At 65.2% G+C, this 17,821-nt stretch carries 25 protein-coding genes; 11 read left to right on the plus strand and 14 right to left on the minus strand.

What is annotated here, in order from left to right; all coding sequences use genetic code 11:
• Positions 1 to 22 precede the first annotated feature (22 nt).
• Complete coding sequence (locus MU553_RS14145; protein ID WP_247378655.1) at positions 23 to 202, plus strand: DUF7836 family putative zinc-binding protein; 180 nt, start codon at positions 23 to 25, stop codon at positions 200 to 202.
• 19 nt (positions 203 to 221) lie between these two features.
• Here the strand turns inward: MU553_RS14145 and MU553_RS14150 are convergent, their stop codons facing one another.
• A complete protein-coding gene (locus tag MU553_RS14150; RefSeq protein WP_247378656.1) occupies positions 222 to 626 on the minus strand; it encodes a translation initiation factor IF-2 subunit beta in 405 nt (134 codons plus the stop codon).
• 236 nt (positions 627 to 862) lie between these two features.
• Here MU553_RS14150 and MU553_RS14155 point away from each other — a divergent pair, with 236 nt between their 5' ends.
• Entirely contained in the window at positions 863 to 1,099 is a 237-nt protein-coding gene (locus tag MU553_RS14155; protein WP_247378657.1) for a UPF0058 family protein, read from the plus strand.
• Between the two features lie 158 nt (positions 1,100 to 1,257).
• Here MU553_RS14155 and MU553_RS14160 read toward each other — a convergent pair whose 3' ends face one another.
• A complete protein-coding gene (locus MU553_RS14160; RefSeq protein WP_247378658.1) occupies positions 1,258 to 1,713 on the minus strand; it encodes a DUF555 domain-containing protein in 456 nt (151 codons plus the stop codon).
• A 172-nt stretch (positions 1,714 to 1,885) separates the two neighbouring features.
• Here MU553_RS14160 and MU553_RS14165 point away from each other — a divergent pair, with 172 nt between their 5' ends.
• The 6 genes from MU553_RS14165 to MU553_RS14190 all read left to right on the plus strand — a co-directional run bounded on the left by MU553_RS14165 (position 1,886) and on the right by MU553_RS14190 (position 6,255).
• Positions 1,886 to 2,794: a DNA-3-methyladenine glycosylase family protein gene (locus tag MU553_RS14165; RefSeq protein WP_247378659.1), complete on the plus strand. Its 909-nt coding sequence runs from the start codon at positions 1,886 to 1,888 to the stop codon at positions 2,792 to 2,794.
• Between the two features lie 64 nt (positions 2,795 to 2,858).
• Entirely contained in the window at positions 2,859 to 3,137 is a 279-nt protein-coding gene (locus MU553_RS14170) for an acylphosphatase (RefSeq protein ID WP_247378660.1), read from the plus strand.
• Positions 3,138 to 3,178: 41 nt separating this feature from the next.
• A complete protein-coding gene (locus MU553_RS14175; protein ID WP_247378661.1) occupies positions 3,179 to 4,615 on the plus strand; it encodes an NAD(P)H-hydrate dehydratase in 1,437 nt (478 codons plus the stop codon).
• Entirely contained in the window at positions 4,608 to 5,114 is a 507-nt protein-coding gene (gene moaC, locus MU553_RS14180) for a cyclic pyranopterin monophosphate synthase MoaC (protein WP_247378662.1), read from the plus strand. The genes MU553_RS14175 and moaC overlap by 8 nt, the downstream gene beginning before the upstream one ends.
• Before the next feature lie 104 nt (positions 5,115 to 5,218).
• The gene (locus MU553_RS14185; RefSeq protein WP_345893382.1) at positions 5,219 to 6,019 is read left to right on the plus strand and encodes a M48 family metallopeptidase; all 801 of its coding nucleotides are present in this window, start codon (positions 5,219 to 5,221) and stop codon (positions 6,017 to 6,019) included.
• The gene (locus MU553_RS14190) at positions 6,019 to 6,255 is read left to right on the plus strand and encodes a DUF6199 family natural product biosynthesis protein (protein ID WP_247378664.1); all 237 of its coding nucleotides are present in this window, start codon (positions 6,019 to 6,021) and stop codon (positions 6,253 to 6,255) included. The genes MU553_RS14185 and MU553_RS14190 overlap by 1 nt, the downstream gene beginning before the upstream one ends.
• Positions 6,256 to 6,276: 21 nt before the next feature.
• On the opposite strand, the gene hflX is transcribed toward MU553_RS14190, so the two are convergent.
• A complete protein-coding gene (gene hflX / locus MU553_RS14195) occupies positions 6,277 to 7,593 on the minus strand; it encodes a GTPase HflX (protein ID WP_247378665.1) in 1,317 nt (438 codons plus the stop codon).
• 229 nt (positions 7,594 to 7,822) lie between these two features.
• On the opposite strand from hflX, the gene MU553_RS14200 reads away from it, so the two are divergent.
• Positions 7,823 to 8,134 (plus strand): FUN14 domain-containing protein, encoded by a 312-nt coding sequence (locus MU553_RS14200; protein ID WP_247378666.1) that lies wholly within the window; start codon positions 7,823 to 7,825, stop codon positions 8,132 to 8,134.
• Positions 8,135 to 8,157: 23 nt separating this feature from the next.
• Here the strand turns inward: MU553_RS14200 and MU553_RS14205 are convergent, their stop codons facing one another.
• The 6 genes from MU553_RS14205 to MU553_RS14230 all read right to left on the minus strand — a co-directional run bounded on the left by MU553_RS14205 (position 8,158) and on the right by MU553_RS14230 (position 12,923).
• Positions 8,158 to 9,165, minus strand: a complete 1,008-nt coding sequence (locus MU553_RS14205; RefSeq protein WP_247378667.1) for a GldG family protein — start codon at positions 9,163 to 9,165, stop codon at positions 8,158 to 8,160.
• Positions 9,158 to 10,072: a S49 family peptidase gene (locus MU553_RS14210; protein ID WP_247378668.1), complete on the minus strand. Its 915-nt coding sequence runs from the start codon at positions 10,070 to 10,072 to the stop codon at positions 9,158 to 9,160. Before MU553_RS14210 ends, MU553_RS14205 begins: the two co-directional genes overlap by 8 nt.
• A gap of 111 nt (positions 10,073 to 10,183) precedes the next feature.
• Positions 10,184 to 10,909 carry a ribosome assembly factor SBDS gene (locus tag MU553_RS14215; protein ID WP_247378669.1) on the minus strand — a complete coding sequence of 242 codons (726 nt, stop codon included), beginning with the start codon at positions 10,907 to 10,909 and terminating at the stop codon, positions 10,184 to 10,186.
• Positions 10,910 to 11,026: 117 nt separating this feature from the next.
• Complete coding sequence (gene psmA, locus MU553_RS14220; protein ID WP_247378670.1) at positions 11,027 to 11,809, minus strand: archaeal proteasome endopeptidase complex subunit alpha; 783 nt, start codon at positions 11,807 to 11,809, stop codon at positions 11,027 to 11,029.
• A gap of 2 nt (positions 11,810 to 11,811) precedes the next feature.
• A complete protein-coding gene (locus MU553_RS14225; RefSeq protein ID WP_247378671.1) occupies positions 11,812 to 12,291 on the minus strand; it encodes an Rpp14/Pop5 family protein in 480 nt (159 codons plus the stop codon).
• Positions 12,288 to 12,923, minus strand: coding sequence for a class I SAM-dependent methyltransferase (locus tag MU553_RS14230; protein WP_247378672.1), 636 nt, complete (start codon positions 12,921 to 12,923; stop codon positions 12,288 to 12,290). The genes MU553_RS14225 and MU553_RS14230 overlap by 4 nt, the downstream gene beginning before the upstream one ends.
• A gap of 104 nt (positions 12,924 to 13,027) precedes the next feature.
• Here MU553_RS14230 and MU553_RS14235 point away from each other — a divergent pair, with 104 nt between their 5' ends.
• Positions 13,028 to 13,969, plus strand: coding sequence for a hypothetical protein (locus MU553_RS14235; RefSeq protein WP_247378673.1), 942 nt, complete (start codon positions 13,028 to 13,030; stop codon positions 13,967 to 13,969).
• Positions 13,970 to 13,979: 10 nt separating this feature from the next.
• Here MU553_RS14235 and MU553_RS14240 read toward each other — a convergent pair whose 3' ends face one another.
• The 4 genes from MU553_RS14240 to MU553_RS14255 all read right to left on the minus strand — a co-directional run bounded on the left by MU553_RS14240 (position 13,980) and on the right by MU553_RS14255 (position 16,128).
• Positions 13,980 to 14,705 carry an RNase P subunit p30 family protein gene (locus MU553_RS14240; protein ID WP_247378674.1) on the minus strand — a complete coding sequence of 242 codons (726 nt, stop codon included), beginning with the start codon at positions 14,703 to 14,705 and terminating at the stop codon, positions 13,980 to 13,982.
• Between the two features lie 54 nt (positions 14,706 to 14,759).
• Positions 14,760 to 15,227, minus strand: coding sequence for an RNA-binding protein (locus MU553_RS14245; protein WP_247378675.1), 468 nt, complete (start codon positions 15,225 to 15,227; stop codon positions 14,760 to 14,762).
• Between the two features lie 9 nt (positions 15,228 to 15,236).
• Positions 15,237 to 15,440, minus strand: coding sequence for a DUF1918 domain-containing protein (locus MU553_RS14250; RefSeq protein ID WP_247378676.1), 204 nt, complete (start codon positions 15,438 to 15,440; stop codon positions 15,237 to 15,239).
• A 73-nt stretch (positions 15,441 to 15,513) separates the two neighbouring features.
• Positions 15,514 to 16,128: a DUF835 domain-containing protein gene (locus MU553_RS14255; RefSeq protein ID WP_247378677.1), complete on the minus strand. Its 615-nt coding sequence runs from the start codon at positions 16,126 to 16,128 to the stop codon at positions 15,514 to 15,516.
• Between the two features lie 272 nt (positions 16,129 to 16,400).
• Here MU553_RS14255 and MU553_RS14260 point away from each other — a divergent pair, with 272 nt between their 5' ends.
• Complete coding sequence (locus MU553_RS14260; protein ID WP_247378678.1) at positions 16,401 to 16,967, plus strand: NUDIX hydrolase; 567 nt, start codon at positions 16,401 to 16,403, stop codon at positions 16,965 to 16,967.
• Positions 16,968 to 16,985: 18 nt separating this feature from the next.
• Here the strand turns inward: MU553_RS14260 and MU553_RS14265 are convergent, their stop codons facing one another.
• Complete coding sequence (locus tag MU553_RS14265; protein ID WP_247378679.1) at positions 16,986 to 17,810, minus strand: hypothetical protein; 825 nt, start codon at positions 17,808 to 17,810, stop codon at positions 16,986 to 16,988.
• Between the last annotated feature and the right edge of the window lie 11 nt (positions 17,811 to 17,821).

The following is a 17,821-nucleotide window of genomic DNA, read 5'->3' on the forward strand; positions in this document are numbered from 1 at the left end:
GCCGATTGTGAACAATGCACGCATGAAGGAGGCATACGTCCGACTGCTCTGTCCGGAATGTACGAAAGGGTGGGAGTCGACGCCGAACGATCTCCCGTCGCACAAACGAACGTTTCACTGTCCGAACTGCCACGCGAGTCGCCGCCTCGCCGAGTTCACCCGGACAGACCGAGACCTCGAGACGTTGAAATCCCTTCAGTGATCGGGGACTGAACCCGTTTTTACCCGCTCGTCGGCGAAAGCGCGCCACAGGCTTCACAGCGCAGCAACAACGCGCCCTGTTCGCGCTCGAACTTGGTGTCCGGGAGTCCGCATTCCGGACAGATGACGAACTCCTCGACGTATTCGTCGAGCGCTTCCTGGACGCGGCGTTCGCCGAATTCACCGGTCAGTCGCGCACGACCGCTCTCGTCGATGTGCCCGCTCGTCCCGAGCTCGCTCTGGAGGAACTTCATCACGTGATCGTCTTCGCGACCGAGACGTTTCGTGGTGGACTGGAAGTTCTCGTAGACCGTGACGTTCCCTTCCTGACGGACTTCGGGGTCAGGAACGTCGAACCGATCCGTGCTCCCCTCGATATCGGGGGTGTGTTCCATCGCCCGGTCGAGTTGATCCTCGTAGTCCATACCGGTAACTGAACCGCGCGCGAGACAAAAAACTTTCAACCGCGGGTGCACACTGCCGCCGTCCCGGGCCGGACTGTGTGATTTCACTTATACCGGATACGAAACAACTCGTATGCTATTGGATGAGAAACACGAATCACTTGAAAACCCCATTATTGCCGGCTCTCTGGCAGGGACCCATGTTAACGGGACTCAGAGTAATACTATAACCCTTGAGTGGTTACGCTCGGATGACCATGAAGAAGCAGGAACTCATCCATCTCCACGGCCTGCTTGCACAGGTACAGAACCACTACGAAGAGAAGACAGGCAACACCGTCGAGCACGACGAGTACGCCCGAATCAACGTCCGACCGACGTCGATTCACAAATCCAAGGACGACCACAAGGAAGCCGTCTTCGCGCTGGCCGACGGCATCAATTCCGAGATGACCGAAGAGAAGACCGAACAGGTTCCTGCTGCCGCCGACTAACGGCACTCTTTCGCTGTCTTCCACTCACACTCTTCGAGTTCTCTCTCTTTCTCTCCACCGATCTTTCACACGCCAGCGGTGGCTCTCCGTCGGGCGTGACGAACAGCCCACCGACAGGGGGAAGTTCGCAAAGTCGTGTCGTGAAAACCGGCCAGTCGTTACTTGTCGATCAGTTCCTCGAACTCCGGAAGCACCTCGTCGCCAGCTGACTCCTCGCTGACGGCGTCGTCGTCCGCCGTCTCGGTCGTCGAATCCTCGTTCGCGTCCTCGTCTTCCTCTTCGATCTGTTCGATTTCGAGGACGTCGAGCGGGATGTTTTCGAGGCGCTGGCCGATCTCTTTCCGGGCGATGCGAGCGGCGTGTTCCTCACGTTCGACGTTGAACACGGTCATCTCCAGCTCCAGAGCGACCAGACTCTCGTCGGCTGCGATGAACGCCGGTTCCAACTCTTCCCCGCAGTGTGGGCAGGACCGCTCCCCCATGTTGATCTCGACGTAGTTGAGGTCGGGATTCAGCATCTCGCCCGTTTTCGAGATGGCGATACGGACGGCTTCGTCCGGCGTCTCGACGTCGTACACCGGAACTGCGGCCTCCACGACAACTCTGCAGTTCATGCCCACGGATTGGCTAGCCAGTGGTAAGAAGGTTAGCGTCCGTTCAACCGGTATCGCTAGCCTGTACGGGTTACGGACTGCCTGCTCGCCCGTCTCGAATCGCCCGCCGGCGGTGGCGTCGGCGCAGGTCGACTCGTAACCCCCAAGCCGGTCCATCCCATCCCTCCCCGTGATGGAACAGGGAGTCATCGACGTCGGATCGCTTCCGGGTGGGTTCGACCTCCAGTCGACCGTCGAGAGCGGGCAGTCCTACCTCTGGAGTCGCGAGGACGGAACGACCTACGAAACAGCCGACGCCTACGGGGGCTCGGAGTGGTACTGGACGACCGTCCGCCACCCGGCCCGCGACGACCCAGCAGTCCTCCGCGTCCGGCAAGTCGATGGCCGCCTCGAATGGGAATCACACGTCGACGCAGCGGACCGTCTCCGGCACCGCCTCCGCCTCGACGACGACCTCGGGCAGATCGTCGCCGAGACCCCGGACGACCGACTCCTCCGAGACGCCTACGAGACCTACGGTGGAATGCGTCTCGTTCGGGACCCGCCGTTCCCCACGCTCGTCTCCTTCATCTGTTCTGCACAGATGCGGGTCGCCCGCATCCACCGCATGCAGGAAACGCTCCGTCAGACGTTCGGCCAAGAGATTACCTTCGACGGCAACAGTTACCACGCCTACCCGACGCCGGAGACGCTGGCGGAGACCACGGAGGGAAAGCTCCGAGAGTTAGGGCTCGGTTACCGTGCGCCGTACGTCCAGCGGAGTGCCGAACTCGTCGCCACGGACGAGCTCGACCCGGCGGACGCGCGCGGCCGACCGTACGAGGAGGCCAGATCGTTTCTCACCGGATTCGTCGGCGTCGGAGACAAGGTAGCCGACTGCATCCTGTTATTCTCGCTCGAATACCTCGAAGCCGTGCCCCTTGACACCTGGATTCGAACCACCATCGAGGAGTACTATCCCGAGTGTGACCAGGGGTCGTATGAAGAGACTTCGCGTGCCATCCGAGAGGCCTTCGGCGGGAAATACGCCGGCTACGCACAGACCTACGTGTTCCATTACCTCCGCAACGGCGGGGAGTGACGGATAACCGGGGACGGTTGGGAAGTCACGTACCCTTTTCAGGTGTGGCGATGAAGCGCCACGCATGGCAGATCGCGTCCGCGCACACGTGTTCGTCACCGGGAAAGTCCAGGGCGTGTACTACCGCGCGAACACCAGGGATACCGCCCGTGAACACGGGGTCGACGGCTGGGTCCGCAACCTGGACGACGGTCGCGTCGAGGCCGTCTTCGAGGGGCCAGCGGACGACGTCGAGGCGCTGGTCGAGTGGTGTCACGAGGGGAGTCCGCGAGCCCGCGTCGACGACGTCGACGTCGAGTACCAGGACGACGAGGGAATCGACGGGTTCGAGATCCAGTACTGACCTCCCGCAGGCTTAACGGTCGGCCGGTCGAAGGCTCGCGCATGTTGATCCAGGACCAGGCCGTCCTCGACGAGAACGCCGCGGCGCTGGGGGTGCCGCGGAAACAGCTGATGGAGTCGTCCGGGAACGCCGTGGCGCAGGTCGTGCGCGAGGTCGCCGACCCCGGCAGCGACGTGACGATCGTCGCCGGCCGCGGGAACAACGGCGGCGACGCGTTCGTCACTGCACGGTTTCTCACCGACTACGACGTGCGCGTCCGCCTGCTGGGCCGTCCCGAGACCATCACGACCGACATCGCCCGGGAGAACTGGGAGGCGCTCCAGCGGGCCGAACTCGACGCCCAGGCGGTCCGCGACTCGGCCGACCTCGACGTCGGGGCGCCGGACGTCGTCGTCGACGCGATGCTCGGAACCGGCGTGACGGGGGCGCTCCGTGAACCGGCGGCGACGGCCGCCGAGCGAATCAACGACGCCGACGCGACGGTCGTCGCCGTCGACGTGCCGTCCGGCGTCAACGCGGACACCGGCGAGGCCGCTGGCGTCGCCGTCAACGCCGATCACGTCGTCACGTTCCACGAGACGAAACCCGGTCTGCAGGACGTCGACGCCGAGGTGACGGTCGCAGACATCGGCATCCCCGCGGCCGCCGAGCTGTTCGTCGAACGCGGCGACCTCCTGCGGCTCTCGCGTGACCCGCAGAGCCACAAGGGCGACCACGGCGAAGTCCTGATCGTCGGCGGCGGGCCCTACACCGGTGCGCCGGCACTCGCTGCCCAGTCGGCGTTCCGCGCCGGCGCGGACCTGGTTCGAGTGGCCTGTCCGGCGTCGGTCGCCAGGGAGGTCCAGAGCTTCGAGGAGGGCATCATCATGCGGTCGTTCGCCGGGGAGATGCTCCAGCCCCACCACGTGGACCAGCTCCTCGACCGGGCCGTCGAACACGACGTCGTGGTGTTCGGCCCGGGCCTCGGCAACGCGAACGGGACGCTCGAGGCCGTCGGGGAGTTCCTCGAAGCGTTCGACGGGCGCGCCGTCGTCGACGCAGACGCGCTCCAGGTCGTCCCCGACGTGGACACCGACGCGACGCTGCTCTGTACGCCCCATCAGGGCGAACTCCAGAAGATGGGTGGGGAGACCCACGAGGACTGGCGCGAGCGCGACGACCTCGTCGCGGGGTTCGCCGACGACCTCGGTCACACGCTCCTGGTGAAAGGCGCGTACGACGTCATCTCTGACGGCGAGACGACGCGGGTCAACCGCACGGGGAACCCCGGAATGACCGTCGGCGGCACCGGCGACGTGCTCGCGGGCGTCGCGGGCGCCCTGTTGTGTACACAGGACCCCGTCGACGCGGGCGCGATCGCTGCGTACGCCAACGGTCGCGCTGGCGACCTCGTCGTCGAAGACAGGGGGTTCGGCCTCACGGCCGCGGACCTCCTGAACGCCATCCCGACCGCGCTCTGGGGTGACAGCGATGGGTGACGACGAGGGACCTGACGGGACGAGCGACGACCTGACCCACACCGACGAGTCCGGAAACGTCCAGATGGTCGACGTCGGAGACAAACCCGACACGGCCCGTCGCGCCGAGGCCCGCGGGGAGATCCACCTCCAGGAATCGACCATCGAGGCGATCCGCGAGGACGGCATCGAGAAGGGCGACGTGCTGGCGACGGCCCGCGTCGGGGCGGTCCAGGCCGTCAAGCACACCTGGGAGACGATTCCGATGTGTCACCAGATTCCGATCACGAACGTCGACACCGACTTCGAACTCGACGACGACCACGTCACGCTGACCGTCGCCGTCGAGACCACCGGCAAGACCGGCTGCGAGATGGAAGCGCTCGAGGGCGTCACGACGGGGCTCAACGTGGTCTGGGACATGGTGAAAGCAGCGGAAAAAGACGCCGACGGCCAGTATCCGGACACGGCGATCCGCAACGTGCGCGTCGTCCAGAAGCAAAAACTGGCGCTTGAGTGACGGGGAACCGTAACCGGTTTCGGGTACGCGGTGTCGGAACCACGAAGCATAAGTTTTCGAGACGCTATGATTTCGGTATGCGACACATTGGACTGAAAGTCCGCATGGCGATCGTCGGATCGCTGTTGTTCCTCTTCTACGCCGTCGCCGCCCTCGTCGCGATGGCTGCGTTCGGAACCGGCGTCCTCCCGCTCGTCCTGATCGGGAGCGTCGTCCTCGTCGGGTTCCAGTACAAAGTCGGTAAATGGGCAGCCCTCCGTAGCGTCGGTGCCGAAGACATGCCGGAAGACCGGTTCCAAGACGTCCACCGGTCCGTCGAGCGTATGTCCGAGGAGATGGGCATCGACAAACCGCGACTGATGGTCGCCCGGATGGGCGTTCCCAACGCCTTCGCCGTCGGTCGGAAAGGCGCCGGGACCGTCGTCGTCTCCGAGGAACTGATGCAGTTGCTCGACAGAGACGAACTCGACGGCGTCCTCGCCCACGAGCTCGCTCACATCGCCAACCGCGACGTGGTGATGATGGTGCTCGGCCAGGGAATCGCCTCGATCGTCGCGATCGTCGCTCAGTACGTCGTCCTGCTGACCGGCGACAACGACATCGCGGACTTCATCCTGGCCATCGTCGTCGGCCAGATCGTCCAGATGTTCGTGATGATCTTCGTGCTGGCCATCTCGCGGTACCGCGAGTACGTCGCCGACGCCGACGCCCGTCGGACCATCGGCAACGGCGACCCGCTGGCCCGCGCACTCGAAAAAATCTCGCAGGGCAACCAGCGCGCCCGCGATTCGGCCGTCGACGAACAGGTCAACGCCCTCTGTATCTTCGGACAGGACATGGGCATCGCCAAACTGTTCTCGACGCACCCCCCGACAGAGAAGCGCATCGAACGCCTGCGTAACTGATGGCGCTTCGCGAACTGCTCGCGGCCGTCCTGAGCGTGGGTCTCGGGGTGTTTTTCGTCGCGTACCCACAGGCGATCATCCAGATTCACACGGCGGGCCGATACCCTGACGGCCGTCACGGTGAGTACGGCACCGACGGCGACCCGCCACGAAAGTGGCAACTGGTCGTCCGAGGGATCGGGGTACTCGCAATAGTGGTCGGCCTGTGGATCGCTGCACAGCAGTACGTCCGCTAACTGGCGGAAAACGGGCAGCGACTACGCTGATTCTGCCGGAACCAACTCGCCTGCTTTCGACCGGGACCGTTCGACCACGGCCGGCCGGGCCTCGAACTCGATGACGACCTCGTCGCCGTAGTCGACAGTTTCGACGTGGCCGTGGTCGTGAATCCAGGAGACGAGGCTCATCGTGTCGTCGGTCATCGGCAAGACGAGTCGCTCGCGTTCGAGCGCCGGGAGTTCGCGGTCGATCCGCGAACAGAGGTCCTCGACGTTAGCGCCGCTTTTCGCGCTGACGGCGACCGGGTTCGGCGCCAGCGCCGACAGCGCTTCGCGCTTCTCACGGAGTTCCTCGTCGCTGACCGTGTCGATCTTGTTCAACACGGTGACGATGGGCGCTTCGTTGCGCTCGTAGAGCGTGTCGTGACAGGTGACCAGTTTCTCGCGAATCTCCTGGATCGGTTCGCTCACGTCCACGACGAGCAGGACCAGATCGGCACGGTACACCGCGTCGAGCGTGGACTTGAACGACTCGACCAGCCAGTGCGGGAGGTCCGTGATGAACCCGACGGTGTCGGTCACGAGCACGTCGCGACGCTCCATCTCGGCGCGGCGCGTCGTCGTCCCGAGCGTGGTGAACAGTCGGTCCTCGCTCTCGGCGGTCGGATCGAGGTCCGGATGGAGTTCCTCGTTGGCGTCGACGTCCAGGTCCTCGGCGAGTCGGCGCAGGAGCGTCGACTTCCCGGCGTTCGTATAGCCCGCCAGCGCCACGAGATCGAAGCCGGACTCGCGGCGCTGTTCGCGGCGGTGTTGCTCGGTCTGCTCGATGTTCGCGAGCTCGTCCCGGATGTTCGAGATCTGTTTTTTGATGTCCTGCTCGCGCGATTCGTCGTACTCACCGAGCCCCATGAACCCCGGCCGTTCGTCGCGCTTGGCGAGACTCGCCTTGGCTTCGGCCCGCGGGAGTTCGTACCGGAGTTCGGCGAGTTCGACCTGGAGCTGTGCCTTCCGGGTCTGGGCACGCTGGCCGAAGATCTCCAGGATGAGCCGGAACCGATCGATGATCCGCGTGTCCTCGGGAAGCTTGTTGCCGAGGTTGTACGTCTGGTACGGACCGAGCTGGTTGTCGAAAATGACCACCGTGGCGTCCGTCGCAGCGACCGTCGCTGCGAGCGTCTCCGCCTTCCCCTCGCCGATGTGGTGCGCCGGGTCCTCTGTCCGGGTCTGTGTCACCTCACCCGCCATCTCGTACCCGGCCGCCCGTGCCAGGTCGCGAACCTCCTCGGTGTCGGGCGTGCCCGAGTCCACCCGCTTTGCGATGACCGCTCGCTCAGTCTGGGGTTGTGTCTCCGTCACTTAGTCCGTGATAAGACGCGGACCTATTTAAAGACAGGGACGGCCGCCGTCCTGCGATTCCCGCGGGACTGGTAGGGAAGCAGCAACTGAACGACCAGCATCGGCATGGAGACCCAACAGACCAGCGATGAGTACCTGGGACGGCCCGGAACCGCCCGGAACAGCCGTCAGACGGGCGGCAGACGGGCACAAAAGCCTTAACGCAGCGTCATCAGATGTCTGATGTGACATGGTCGATATAACACCGCAGCAGATCGGGCTCGAAGTCGGCGGTGGCGCGGTGGTCGGCGCGGTCATCGGCTTTGCAGCCAAGAAGATCGCCAAGATCATCGCGATCATCGTCGGTCTCGAGCTCGCGCTGTTCAAGTTCCTCGAAACGAAGGGGATTCTGATCGTCGACTGGGGTGCGATCACCGGAGCCGCCAGCGAGAGCGCAGATACGGCCGCCAAGGCGCCCGGCTGGATCATGAGTCTCCTGGCGGCACTGCCGGTCAGCGCCGGGTTCACCGGCGGCTTCCTGGTCGGCTTCAAAAAAGGATAACGCGGCGATTCGAGTGACTGTTTCTACGGCGTCTGTCGGCTGCCCGGTTGCGGGAAGCGCTGCGTGACGTTCTGCCCTCTATCGGTCTGTGTCGGCGCTTGTTTTGCGGTCTTGCTCCCGGTGACGAGGAACTCGATCGCGTGTCCGATCAGCACCTCGTTGTCCGCGGTCGCGTAGTTTGACGGACTCAGGAACGTCGCGTCACCGATGACGGTGGCGTTCCCGCTCCGCGCTGCGACGCCGTACTGCTCGTTCGCGCGGGTCGTCGAGAGACGCGTGCGGTTCGTCGCAGTCAGTAACACCTCGGCGGACGACCCGTTCGCTGCGACCGGCGTCGCGCGCTGGAACACGGCCCGCTCGACGCCCTCGATCGACTGCGACTCGTTCGGAGGCGTCGCGTACACGTGCTGGAAGTTGTTCGCGTTCTCGTGCATGTTGTACAGGTAGCCAGTGCCGACAGCCACGTCGAACTGGGAAGCGATCGACGTGAGTTCAGTCGAGACCTGCGTGACGCTGATCCCGCTCATGAGCCCCCCGGAGACCTCGGTCCGCGATGGTTCGGCCAGCATGAGGACCCGGCCCCCTCGATTGGCGAAATCGGTGACGCCCTTGACCTCGCCGGACGCGAAGGGTTTCTGCGGGGCGATGACGACCAGCGCGTCAGCACCGCGGAGCGAGCGGTTGATTCCCTTCGACTGGAACTGCTGTTGTTTCCCGGAGCCGTGGAAGCGGACCTCGTGGCCCGCCTCGACCAGTGACCGAACGAACGGCTGGATCTGGGCGCGCGTGAAGCCGTTCGCGTGCGATCGATCGATGACGACGACCTTCGACTCGGCCCCGGCGTCGACGGTGACGTTCCCCGTCTGGTCCGGAACGTCGACGAGATGAGAACTCGGCTCCAAGATGCTCGCGTTGGTCGCCGTGCGACCCTGTGACCCCGAGGTCGATGCGAGCAGCGGCGCGACGGCTCCGAGAAGGACGATCACCGTGACGATGGCAACGAACACGCCAGCGAGTCGGGACTTACTCATCGGTGATCACCTCCCGGCCCTCGACGCTACCGTAGAGCGCGAGATACCGGTAGGTCTCGACGCCGCGGTAGCCGAACGGCTCTTCCTCGACGACGACCGTCGTGTTGCCGTCGGTTCGGGCCTGTCCGAACAGCGAGAGGCTCTGTTGCTGCGGCGGTTCCTTTTCGACGACCGCGTAGTCGTCGAGATCCGCGCGGGCGGCCGCGTGCGCGACGGCCGTGTCCAGATCGCCGATCCGGTCGGCGATCCCGTTCTCGACGGCGCGCGAACCGATGTACACCTTGGCGTAGGAGACTTCCTCGCGGGTCAGTTCCAGGTTCTTCCCACGTTCAGCCATCACCGTTCCGACGAACTCGCTCCTGAGGGTCTCGGTCTGTGCGAGCGCTTCCGCTTTGGTGAACCCGGTCCCCTTGTCGGGACCGGACGTGATCGCGCCGGCCGAACCGGCGCCGCTCGGTACCGTGGCGATGACGCCGACGCTGCCCACCATCGAACCCGGCGTGACGTAGATCCGGTCTGCCGGCAGCATCCCGAAGTAGCCGCCGGACGCACCGATCCCCTCGACGCTGGCGACGACCGGCATCTGCGCGGCTGTTCGGTTGACCGCCAGGTAGAGCGACTCACTGGCGGCGACCGACCCACCCGGGCTGTTGACCGTGAGAACGACTGCCTCGATCGATCCGTTCTGTCGTGCTTCGCGGAGGTCCTCGCGGACCCGATCCACCGAACTGGTCGTGATCGGTCCCTCGACGGAGACGACCGCGACCGAATCCGGCGAACTCTGGCTCAGAGCACGGGTGAGACCCGCAGCGTACGGAGCCACGACCGCACCGACCAGGACGGCGACGACCGCGACGACCACGTACTTCCACGCGGCCGACCCGGTCGACCCACTGTTTCGTGACATGTTGCAGGCCCATCCTCACGGTGACAGCGTAGAATAGTTTTCAAACAGGCAACTGGTTGCGAGAAATTTCTCCTACCCGGAGTGGAGCAGACCACAGAGAGGAGCGCCGACTCACCGCGTCGAGAGTTCGTCCTCGTCGGAGATGATGCGCGTCTCGGCTTCCCCGCTGGTGTGTTCGTTGACGAGGTCGTAGAACTCGTTTTGCATGCCGGCGGGGAACCGAATGACGCCCACCCAGGAGCCGTCTCCCTGCCACTCTTCGCGTTCCAGGTCGCCGAACTGCCGGATGCGCGACTGGGCTTTCCCGGCGTAGTCCGGCGGGACCTGGACGGCGACGGTGATCTCGTCGAACCGAATCGGAATGATCGGTCGCAGGTCGTCCAGGGCGTCGTCCACCTGGTTCTCGACCGGTTCCATCGGATCGACTTTGAACCCCGCCTCCTCCAGGGCCGACTCGATGCGGTCCGGCGGGTGTGGCGCGTCGTCCATCTGCGGGTTGACCGCGTTGCGAGTGATGTGGTTGACGAGCTGCTTGTGCTTCTGTTCCTGCATCTCGCGGCGCTGCTCGGCCGTGATCTGGATCTCACCCTCCTTGATGACTTCCGGGATGATCTCCATCGGATCGGTCGTCTCGAACACCTCTTCGAGGGCGGTCTCCGCAGGACGGTCTCCCCGGGACGCGTCTTCGAACACGTCCTCAGCGGCGATGACGTCCTCCAGGTCGTCGTCGAACTCCCCGCGTTTGATCGCGAGCGCTGCGTCCGGATCGACCAACACCTCGAATCGTTCCCCGTGAGACTCCAATCGGGCCGTCACTGCCTCGTCAAGCGATATCATAGATGAGGGTTACACCGGGACGCATATAAGGTGTTTCCCGGCCGAACCGTTCGTCCCCGCCCTGTCCGGGGGATAGCAGCCGCTGGGAAGGCGGGACGAAGAAAGGAAGAGTGCAGGTTACTCCTCGTCGTCGGTCTCGTCGGCTTCGTCCGGGTCGTCGTCCTCGGACGCGAGTAGATCGAGGTCGACCAGGTACTCTTCGACTTCCTCGTCGGTGAGCATGCGGAACTGCTCGGTCTCGACGTCGACGGTCGCGAGGCCGACGCCTTCTGGCCGCAGTCCGCTCTCGTTGACCGATCCCAGCGAGCGAAGCGCCAGTCCCACGGCCCCGTCGAGATCGATGTCCTCGTGGTAGTGTTCTTCGAGGTACTCCCGGATGTCGCCCCGGTCGGCACCGACGGCGAGCGCCTTCCACTCGTAGGGGGTTCCGGACGGATCGGTCTCGAACAGGCGCGGTTCGCCGTGCTTGTTGATGCCGCCGATGATGAGCGCGACGCCGAACGGGCGCGCACCGCCGACCTGGGTGTACTGCTGGATGTGATCGGTGATCTCCTTGGTCAGCGACTCGACGTCGATCGGCTCCTCGTAGCGTAGCTGGTTGACCTGTGCGCGTCGCCGGGCGAAGTCGATGAGCTGGCGGGCGTCGGCGACGTGGCCGGCACTGGCGATGCCGACGTGGTCGTCGGCCTTGTGGATCTTCTCGACGCTCGACCGCTCCATCAGCGGCGACCGGATGCGCTTGTCTACCGCGAGGACGACACCGTCTTCGGCGCGGATGCCGATCGAGGCGGTGCCGCGCTTGACGGCCTCCCGGGCGTACTCGACCTGATAGAGGCGACCGTCCGGGGAGAAGATGGTGATCCCCCGGTCGTAGGCCTGCTGTTGTGATTGTCCCTGCATAGTTACTCGAAATCGAGTGTCGTCGCCCCCGCGAACGCCGAGTCGACCTGCACGTCGTAGCGTCCGTCCCGAACGACGGCAGTCCGCTCGTCGCCCTCGAAGGTGACTGTTCTCTCGTCGGTGCTTTCCGGGTCGGCTCCTATATACTTTTCCTCACAGGCACGTACTGTCCCGCTCACGCCCCGCACTCTCACGCCCAGCTCCTGCCCGTCGATCTCGTGGAGACAGGCCACCGCCGCTCGCGCCCGGTCCTCCTCGCCCCGTCGGGTCCGGACGATGGCGTAGCCGGCCCCGTCGCTGAGCGCGAATCGGATCACTGTCAGGTCCAGATCCGCACTCACCGCGTCCCCGAAGAGGTTCTGGGCGGCGTACCACAGATGGCGCTGGAACTCACCCCGACGGAGCGTCACGTCGGGCCAGCTCTCGATGGCGACCGCGAGATACCGCCAGCGCGGCCGCAGGTGTTTCGGGAGGTGCTTCATCGCTCCTCGTCGGAATTGGCGCCGGGCGCCCGCTCGGCGACGAGCACGCCCACCTGATCGTGGATCCGTTCGACGGCCGTCAGGGCGAACCCGGCGTCAGTCAGTGCGTCGGCCAGCACGCCCACCGTCGACGGATCGTCGACCTCGGGCGTGTAGAACGGTTCGTCCGGATCGGGCTCGCCGAAGAACATCACGTCGCCGAGGACGAATCGCCGCGGTTCCAGCGCCGCGATGACGTCGATCGCCTCGCGCTTTTCGTCGGCACTCAGGTGGTGCATGGCGAAGTTCGAGACGACGACGTCGACGTCGGCGTCGTCGGGCAGGTTCGGGTCGCGGAACCGACCCTCGCCGAATTCGACGTTGTCGAGGTCCTGGTCGGCCGCTTTCCCGCGCGCCTGGTCGAGCATCCCCTCGCTGATGTCGCGGCCGATGACACGCCCGGCGTCGGGGGCCAGGGCGAGGGCGATCGCCCCGGTTCCGGTCCCCAGGTCGAGCACCACGTCGTCGGGACCGGGCGCTGCGTGGTCGACGACCAGGCCAGCACAGGCTCGGTACTCCTCGGTCTGGTCCTCGTCGTAGTCGGCAGCGACCTCGTCGAAGCGAGCGGCGTGTTCGTCCAGGCTCCGTTTCATACCCTGTTGCTGGGCTGCCACCCCAATGAAAGACTCGGAACCACGGGCCAGCCGGGGTGCGAAACACCCCCAAAGTCAAATACGTACCCACACCAGACAGGAGTATGCAACGGCAGGCACAGGGGGCGACGATCGCGGTCAGTGGGCTTCTCTTGGCGGGCGTACAGCTGGTCCACGCGACCAGTCGGACACAGACGACGGTCGGATTCCTGATCGACGGGGTCCCGTTCGTCCTGATGGCCCTGGCCATCACGTACGCAGGGTACTGGGTCCTGCGAGGGACGGACGACGAGCACACGACCATCGTGGGTGCGTGGGCGCTGGGCGGCGCCGTGGGATTCGCCGCGATCTCCGCGCTCTTGCTGACGAGCATGAATGTCGCGCTCGACACCTTTCCGGTGTTCGAGTCCGCGCCCGCGATCGCAATCGACAGCATCACCGTCGGTATCCTCGCCGGCGTCCTCGTCGGCGTCTACGACGCGCGAAGCAGAACGCGCCTGGCGGAACTGGAACGCCAGCGCGACCGCATCGAAGGGTTCGCGAACCGCGCGGCGGACATGAACAACTACGGCCGGGCGCTCAACGAGTGTGCCACCGTCGAGGAAGTGTCCGCGCTCTGCATCGAGGCCGTCGCGACCCTCGTCGACATCACCGACACCGCGTTCGTCGAACGCCGGGGCGAGATGGCGACGATCGTCGACGCCACCATCGTCGGCGTCCCGGACGAGACCATCGCCGAGATGGCGATGCGTGGCCGAGACGCCGAGCTCGCGACCGTGGTGACCCACACCGAGGACGTGCCGGCAACCCTCGACGGCGTCGAGTCACTGCTGACGATCCGCGTCGCCGAAACGGAACACAGCCAGATCACCATCGTCGCGCTCAACCGCGGCAGCCAGGAGATCACGGACGAGACGAAAGCCCTCCTGGAGATGCTCGTTTCCCACGCTGGGACGGCCCTGGAGAACATCTACAGCCCCAGCCACCGGGTCGGCGACGGGAACGAACAGATCGACATCGAATTCGAGGCCGGGCGAGAGAAGTAACAGCCGCTCGTTAGTCGCCGCTCCGGTCGTCCCGCTCTTCGTGCTCGCCGTGTTCGCCGCGCCAGACCCCCGGTTCGACGAAGGCGTCGGACTGTCGGTCGCGGTTGCGGTCGGCCAGTCGCCCCCACTCCGCGAGCCCCTCGTCGATCTGCTCGGCGGTGAATCCGATGGCCTCGCCGATAGCCCGGAGTTCACGCGGCGCTCGCAAGTGCAGATGCGAGCGCGGGTCCACGCTGACGACGTACGGAACGTCGAAAGCAACGACGAGTTCTCGCAGTTTGCGGAGGTCCTGGACGGCCTGGACACGGCGACCGCCCTCGACGCGGAGGACGCGCCGGAGCGAGAACTCGATTCGGACGCCGTTGCGCGCCGCTTCCTTCGCGAGGACGTGATTGAAGTCGCCGCCGTCCATCGGGTGGGCGAGGACGTCGACCGCCGCCTGTTCGACGGCGAATCGGTTGATCCGCTCGCTGCCGCCGTGGACGCAGACCAGGTCTTTCTCCGCCCGGTAGTTGCCGACGTAGCCGCTCGCTCGCGACGGGTCCTCGGCGCGCACCTCGACGGCGTCCACGATGTCGAGGTCGAAGGCGTCGCGGACGCGGTCGAGGTCGGCGTCGTGGCGACTGTCGCCGTGGTTGCGAACGACGAGTCCCGAAAAGCCGTACTCGCTGGCGGTTCGGGCCAGCCGTGAGACTGTGCTCGTCCCGTCCGGCCGCGCGTGAACCGCCTCGTACATACCTCATCGGTGCCCGCGGCCGCCTCTTTGGCGTTTCGAATGGCCCGCGACGACTCAGTCGCCGTCCGAGTCGTCGCTCGCCTCGTCTTCGTCGGCGATGAACTCTTCGAGCGCCTCGCGGGCGTTCTCGACGGCGGCCTCTTTGGTCGCGGGGTAGGCTTCGACCTTGGCGCGGACGGTAAGTCCCTCACCGAGGCGGACGTCGCCGTTGAAGGCGGCCTGTTTGTCGAGGCGAAGAAAGAGCGAGCAGTTCTCGTCGACCCGGTCGTCGAGTTCGGCGGCGAGTTGACTCGCGGTGTCGAGGTCGCTCAGGCGGTCGAGGACGTGGCGCATCTCGTCGGCGCGCTCGACGCGGGTCGAGAGGACGACGATCCGATCGCCGTGGTGGCCTTCAGACGTGGCTCGCTGGATCTCGAAGTCCTCGGGGAGAAACGTGCGCAGTGCCCCTTCGACGCGCTTCTCGTCCTCGGTGGCATAGCAGAACGTGCGGAGGTCGATGTAGTGGAAGGGGACTGACGGCATCTGCGTGCGTTACTCCTCGTTGTCTTCGTCGTCGCCCTCGGCGGCTTCGAGTTGGTCTTCGGAGAGACCGGCTTCCTGGCCGTCCTCGAAGTTGACGATGTAGTTCTCGTCGCCGAACATCGTCTCCACCACCTGCGTGATGGTGCCTTCCTCGCCGTCGTACTCGCTGTGCTCGTCGTGCAGAATGACGCGGTCGTCTTCCTCGAAACTCATACCACCTTGGTACCCCACGATTGCCTAAAAAGGGACTGATTCGCGGCGCGAGCGGTCTTCAGTCGTCGAGCGGTCAGCGAGTACGCGTCCAGTCCTCGTCGACGTCGACGATGCTGTCGAATATCGGCGCCAACTGCGCGATCTCGGTCTCGTCGTGGGCAGCGGGGTCCAGGTGGAAGTGAGCGGACGCGCCCACGTCCGCGAGCGTTCCCGTGAGCGTGTGGAGAAAGCGGAACACGCGCTCGAACTCCGCGTACTGCAACAGGATCGACAGCGAGTCGAAACACAGCGCCAGCCCTGTCTCCCGGTCGTCCCATTCGGAGAGAACCTGGTTGAGCGCCATGCCGAGGCCCGTGAGGTCTGCCGCGTCCGTCAGCGCCTCGACGAAGTAGTCGCCGTCCGGTTCGGGACCGCGTTGCCCGACCACGCCGCCGGACCCGACGGCGATGACGGCCGATTCAACGGGGTGTTCGTGGCAGTGGCGTTCGATGCGTCTGTAGCGCTCGACGGCCGACTCCATGTAGAGCACGTGGACCACCCGCGTCGCCCCGAATCGGTGTCGCGAGAGCGCCTCGAGACAGGCCTCACGCTCAGTGCCCCCGATCGAGGGCGCGAGTATCAGCACGGTTCCCTCCGCGGGGACAGTCGGTGCGTCGCCATCCCTCGTTGGTTTGCTGGTGCCGCTCATCGAGACCGCCCGTCCCGAACGGACACCGAGACTGGTCGTCGATCCTGCCGTCGCGATACCCCCATCATCGTGACAGTTACTCACTGCCCCACCCACATAATTTCACGTCAGACGGGCGTCTGCCGTCCGATTTGGCAGTTCGTTAGCACCAGTCACCGTGTCGAAGACTTATTGCAGATACGACGCATACATTCGTTCATGATCATCTATACGCCTTTCCTTCCCGGCTCTCGGGACCGGTCGCAGACTGCCAGTTCCACGTCGCGGCCACGATGACTGCCGTCGACAACCTCTGGTACATGGCCGACGAGGCGGACCAGCAGGCCGAGCGCACGTATCACCAGCTCTCGGGCCGGTACACGACGTATCTCGAGTACGAGCGGTCACAGATCGTCTCGCGGTCGCGCTTCCGGACGCTCGCCGAACGCATCCGCGAAAACGGGTTGCCGTACGGTGCACACACGCTGGTGTACCAGCCGTCCGGCGAGCTGTTGCTGGTCCGCCACGAAGGGGTCGACAAGTGGGTCGTCCCCGGCGGGGAGGTACACAGCGACGAATCGCTCATGGAGGGCGCCCGCCGCGAGCTCAGGGAAGAAGCAGGCATCGAAGTCGAGTACGACGGACTCGCGATCCTGGCGCGCGTCTCGTTCCACGGTGACGGTCACAACACGTGGGGCGTCCTCCCGGTGTTCGAAGGACGCGCCGAGACGACAGACCTGGAAGTGTGCGACCCGGACGACGAGATTTCAGAGGCTCGCTGGTTCGAGGACCTCCCCGAGGACACTCGCGATCGCGACGAACTCCGCGAGTGGCGGCGACGACGCTTCTCGTCGAGTTGAGCGCGACCGGTGTCCAATTCAGGCGCCGAACTCTTTGCCCTCGCGCGCGTCGGCGTTCATCCGCCGGAGCGTCGCACGGGCGTTGCTCGCGTCGTATCCGAACAGCACCGTCTCGGCGTACTCCCCGACGACCTCGGCCGCGTCGATCAGGTTGTCGATGTCGACGTCCACCGCGTAGAGTTCGATGCTGAACGGGTCGTCCAGCGCTGACTGGAACCCCTTGGCCAGGATTTCGAGCCAGTAGGTCGTCGAGTACGCCATGTCGTACAGCGGGACGACGAACTCGTCGACGGACTCCGAGAGCGCGTCGACGTCCAGGCCAGCGCGCTCGTAGACGTGGCCGGGGTACGGGTCCGGATACAGCGTCAGGTAGAGTTTGCCGGGCACGCGCTCGCGAGCCTCGCGAACGAACTCGGTGATGACGTGGGCGCGCCATTCCTGCCAGTCCTCGAAGTCGCTCTCGGCGAATCGCTCCTCGCAGCGGTCGCAGTGGCAGTACTCTTCGCGGGGGAATCCCACGTCGTCGAGTCGGACGTCCTCGGTCACCTCGGCGACGTCTTCGATGATCTCGAGCAGACCCTCGCGGTACCCCTCGTGATTGGGACAGACGTACGCCCAGTCGAAGTAGCGCCGCTCTCGGGTCGCGAGATCGCCCTCGTCGCTGACCGGAATGAGGTCGGGATTGGCTCCGGCAGCCGCGTTGTCACCGAAACAGGAGATCATGCTGATTCCCTCGGCCACCGGTTCGGCCGCCCGCCCGGTGACGTCTTTGACCTCGTAGAACGACCGCTCGAACTCCGGCCAGGCCAACTCCTCCTCGTTGCGCGTGACGACGCCGTACATGTACCGCGGGG

It is taken from the genome of Halorientalis brevis, from assembly GCF_023077655.1.

What these genes read in the sequence shown, in the direction of transcription:
- MU553_RS14190 (WP_247378664.1), top strand. Translation starts at nt 6,019, where the DNA reads ATGGCGCTTCGCGAACTGCTCGCGGCCGTCCTGAGCGTGGGTCTCGGG.
- MU553_RS14160 (WP_247378658.1), bottom strand. Translation starts at nt 1,713, where the DNA reads ATGAACTGCAGAGTTGTCGTGGAGGCCGCAGTTCCGGTGTACGACGTC.
- MU553_RS14155 (WP_247378657.1), top strand. Translation starts at nt 863, where the DNA reads ATGAAGAAGCAGGAACTCATCCATCTCCACGGCCTGCTTGCACAGGTA.
- MU553_RS14145 (WP_247378655.1), top strand. Translation starts at nt 23, where the DNA reads ATGAAGGAGGCATACGTCCGACTGCTCTGTCCGGAATGTACGAAAGGG.
- MU553_RS14225 (WP_247378671.1), bottom strand. Translation starts at nt 12,291, where the DNA reads ATGAAGCACCTCCCGAAACACCTGCGGCCGCGCTGGCGGTATCTCGCG.
- MU553_RS14240 (WP_247378674.1), bottom strand. Translation starts at nt 14,705, where the DNA reads ATGTACGAGGCGGTTCACGCGCGGCCGGACGGGACGAGCACAGTCTCA.
- MU553_RS14245 (WP_247378675.1), bottom strand. Translation starts at nt 15,227, where the DNA reads ATGCCGTCAGTCCCCTTCCACTACATCGACCTCCGCACGTTCTGCTAT.
- MU553_RS14165 (WP_247378659.1), top strand. Translation starts at nt 1,886, where the DNA reads ATGGAACAGGGAGTCATCGACGTCGGATCGCTTCCGGGTGGGTTCGAC.
- MU553_RS14230 (WP_247378672.1), bottom strand. Translation starts at nt 12,923, where the DNA reads ATGAAACGGAGCCTGGACGAACACGCCGCTCGCTTCGACGAGGTCGCT.
- MU553_RS14255 (WP_247378677.1), bottom strand. Translation starts at nt 16,128, where the DNA reads ATGAGCGGCACCAGCAAACCAACGAGGGATGGCGACGCACCGACTGTC.
- MU553_RS14185 (WP_345893382.1), top strand. Translation starts at nt 5,219, where the DNA reads ATGGCGATCGTCGGATCGCTGTTGTTCCTCTTCTACGCCGTCGCCGCC.
- MU553_RS14200 (WP_247378666.1), top strand. Translation starts at nt 7,823, where the DNA reads ATGGTCGATATAACACCGCAGCAGATCGGGCTCGAAGTCGGCGGTGGC.
- MU553_RS14170 (WP_247378660.1), top strand. Translation starts at nt 2,859, where the DNA reads ATGGCAGATCGCGTCCGCGCACACGTGTTCGTCACCGGGAAAGTCCAG.
- MU553_RS14175 (WP_247378661.1), top strand. Translation starts at nt 3,179, where the DNA reads ATGTTGATCCAGGACCAGGCCGTCCTCGACGAGAACGCCGCGGCGCTG.
- MU553_RS14250 (WP_247378676.1), bottom strand. Translation starts at nt 15,440, where the DNA reads ATGAGTTTCGAGGAAGACGACCGCGTCATTCTGCACGACGAGCACAGC.
- MU553_RS14265 (WP_247378679.1), bottom strand. Translation starts at nt 17,810, where the DNA reads ATGTACGGCGTCGTCACGCGCAACGAGGAGGAGTTGGCCTGGCCGGAG.
- MU553_RS14205 (WP_247378667.1), bottom strand. Translation starts at nt 9,165, where the DNA reads ATGAGTAAGTCCCGACTCGCTGGCGTGTTCGTTGCCATCGTCACGGTG.
- moaC (WP_247378662.1), top strand. Translation starts at nt 4,608, where the DNA reads ATGGGTGACGACGAGGGACCTGACGGGACGAGCGACGACCTGACCCAC.
- MU553_RS14215 (WP_247378669.1), bottom strand. Translation starts at nt 10,909, where the DNA reads ATGATATCGCTTGACGAGGCAGTGACGGCCCGATTGGAGTCTCACGGG.
- MU553_RS14150 (WP_247378656.1), bottom strand. Translation starts at nt 626, where the DNA reads ATGGACTACGAGGATCAACTCGACCGGGCGATGGAACACACCCCCGAT.
- psmA (WP_247378670.1), bottom strand. Translation starts at nt 11,809, where the DNA reads ATGCAGGGACAATCACAACAGCAGGCCTACGACCGGGGGATCACCATC.
- MU553_RS14260 (WP_247378678.1), top strand. Translation starts at nt 16,401, where the DNA reads ATGACTGCCGTCGACAACCTCTGGTACATGGCCGACGAGGCGGACCAG.
- MU553_RS14210 (WP_247378668.1), bottom strand. Translation starts at nt 10,072, where the DNA reads ATGTCACGAAACAGTGGGTCGACCGGGTCGGCCGCGTGGAAGTACGTG.
- MU553_RS14235 (WP_247378673.1), top strand. Translation starts at nt 13,028, where the DNA reads ATGCAACGGCAGGCACAGGGGGCGACGATCGCGGTCAGTGGGCTTCTC.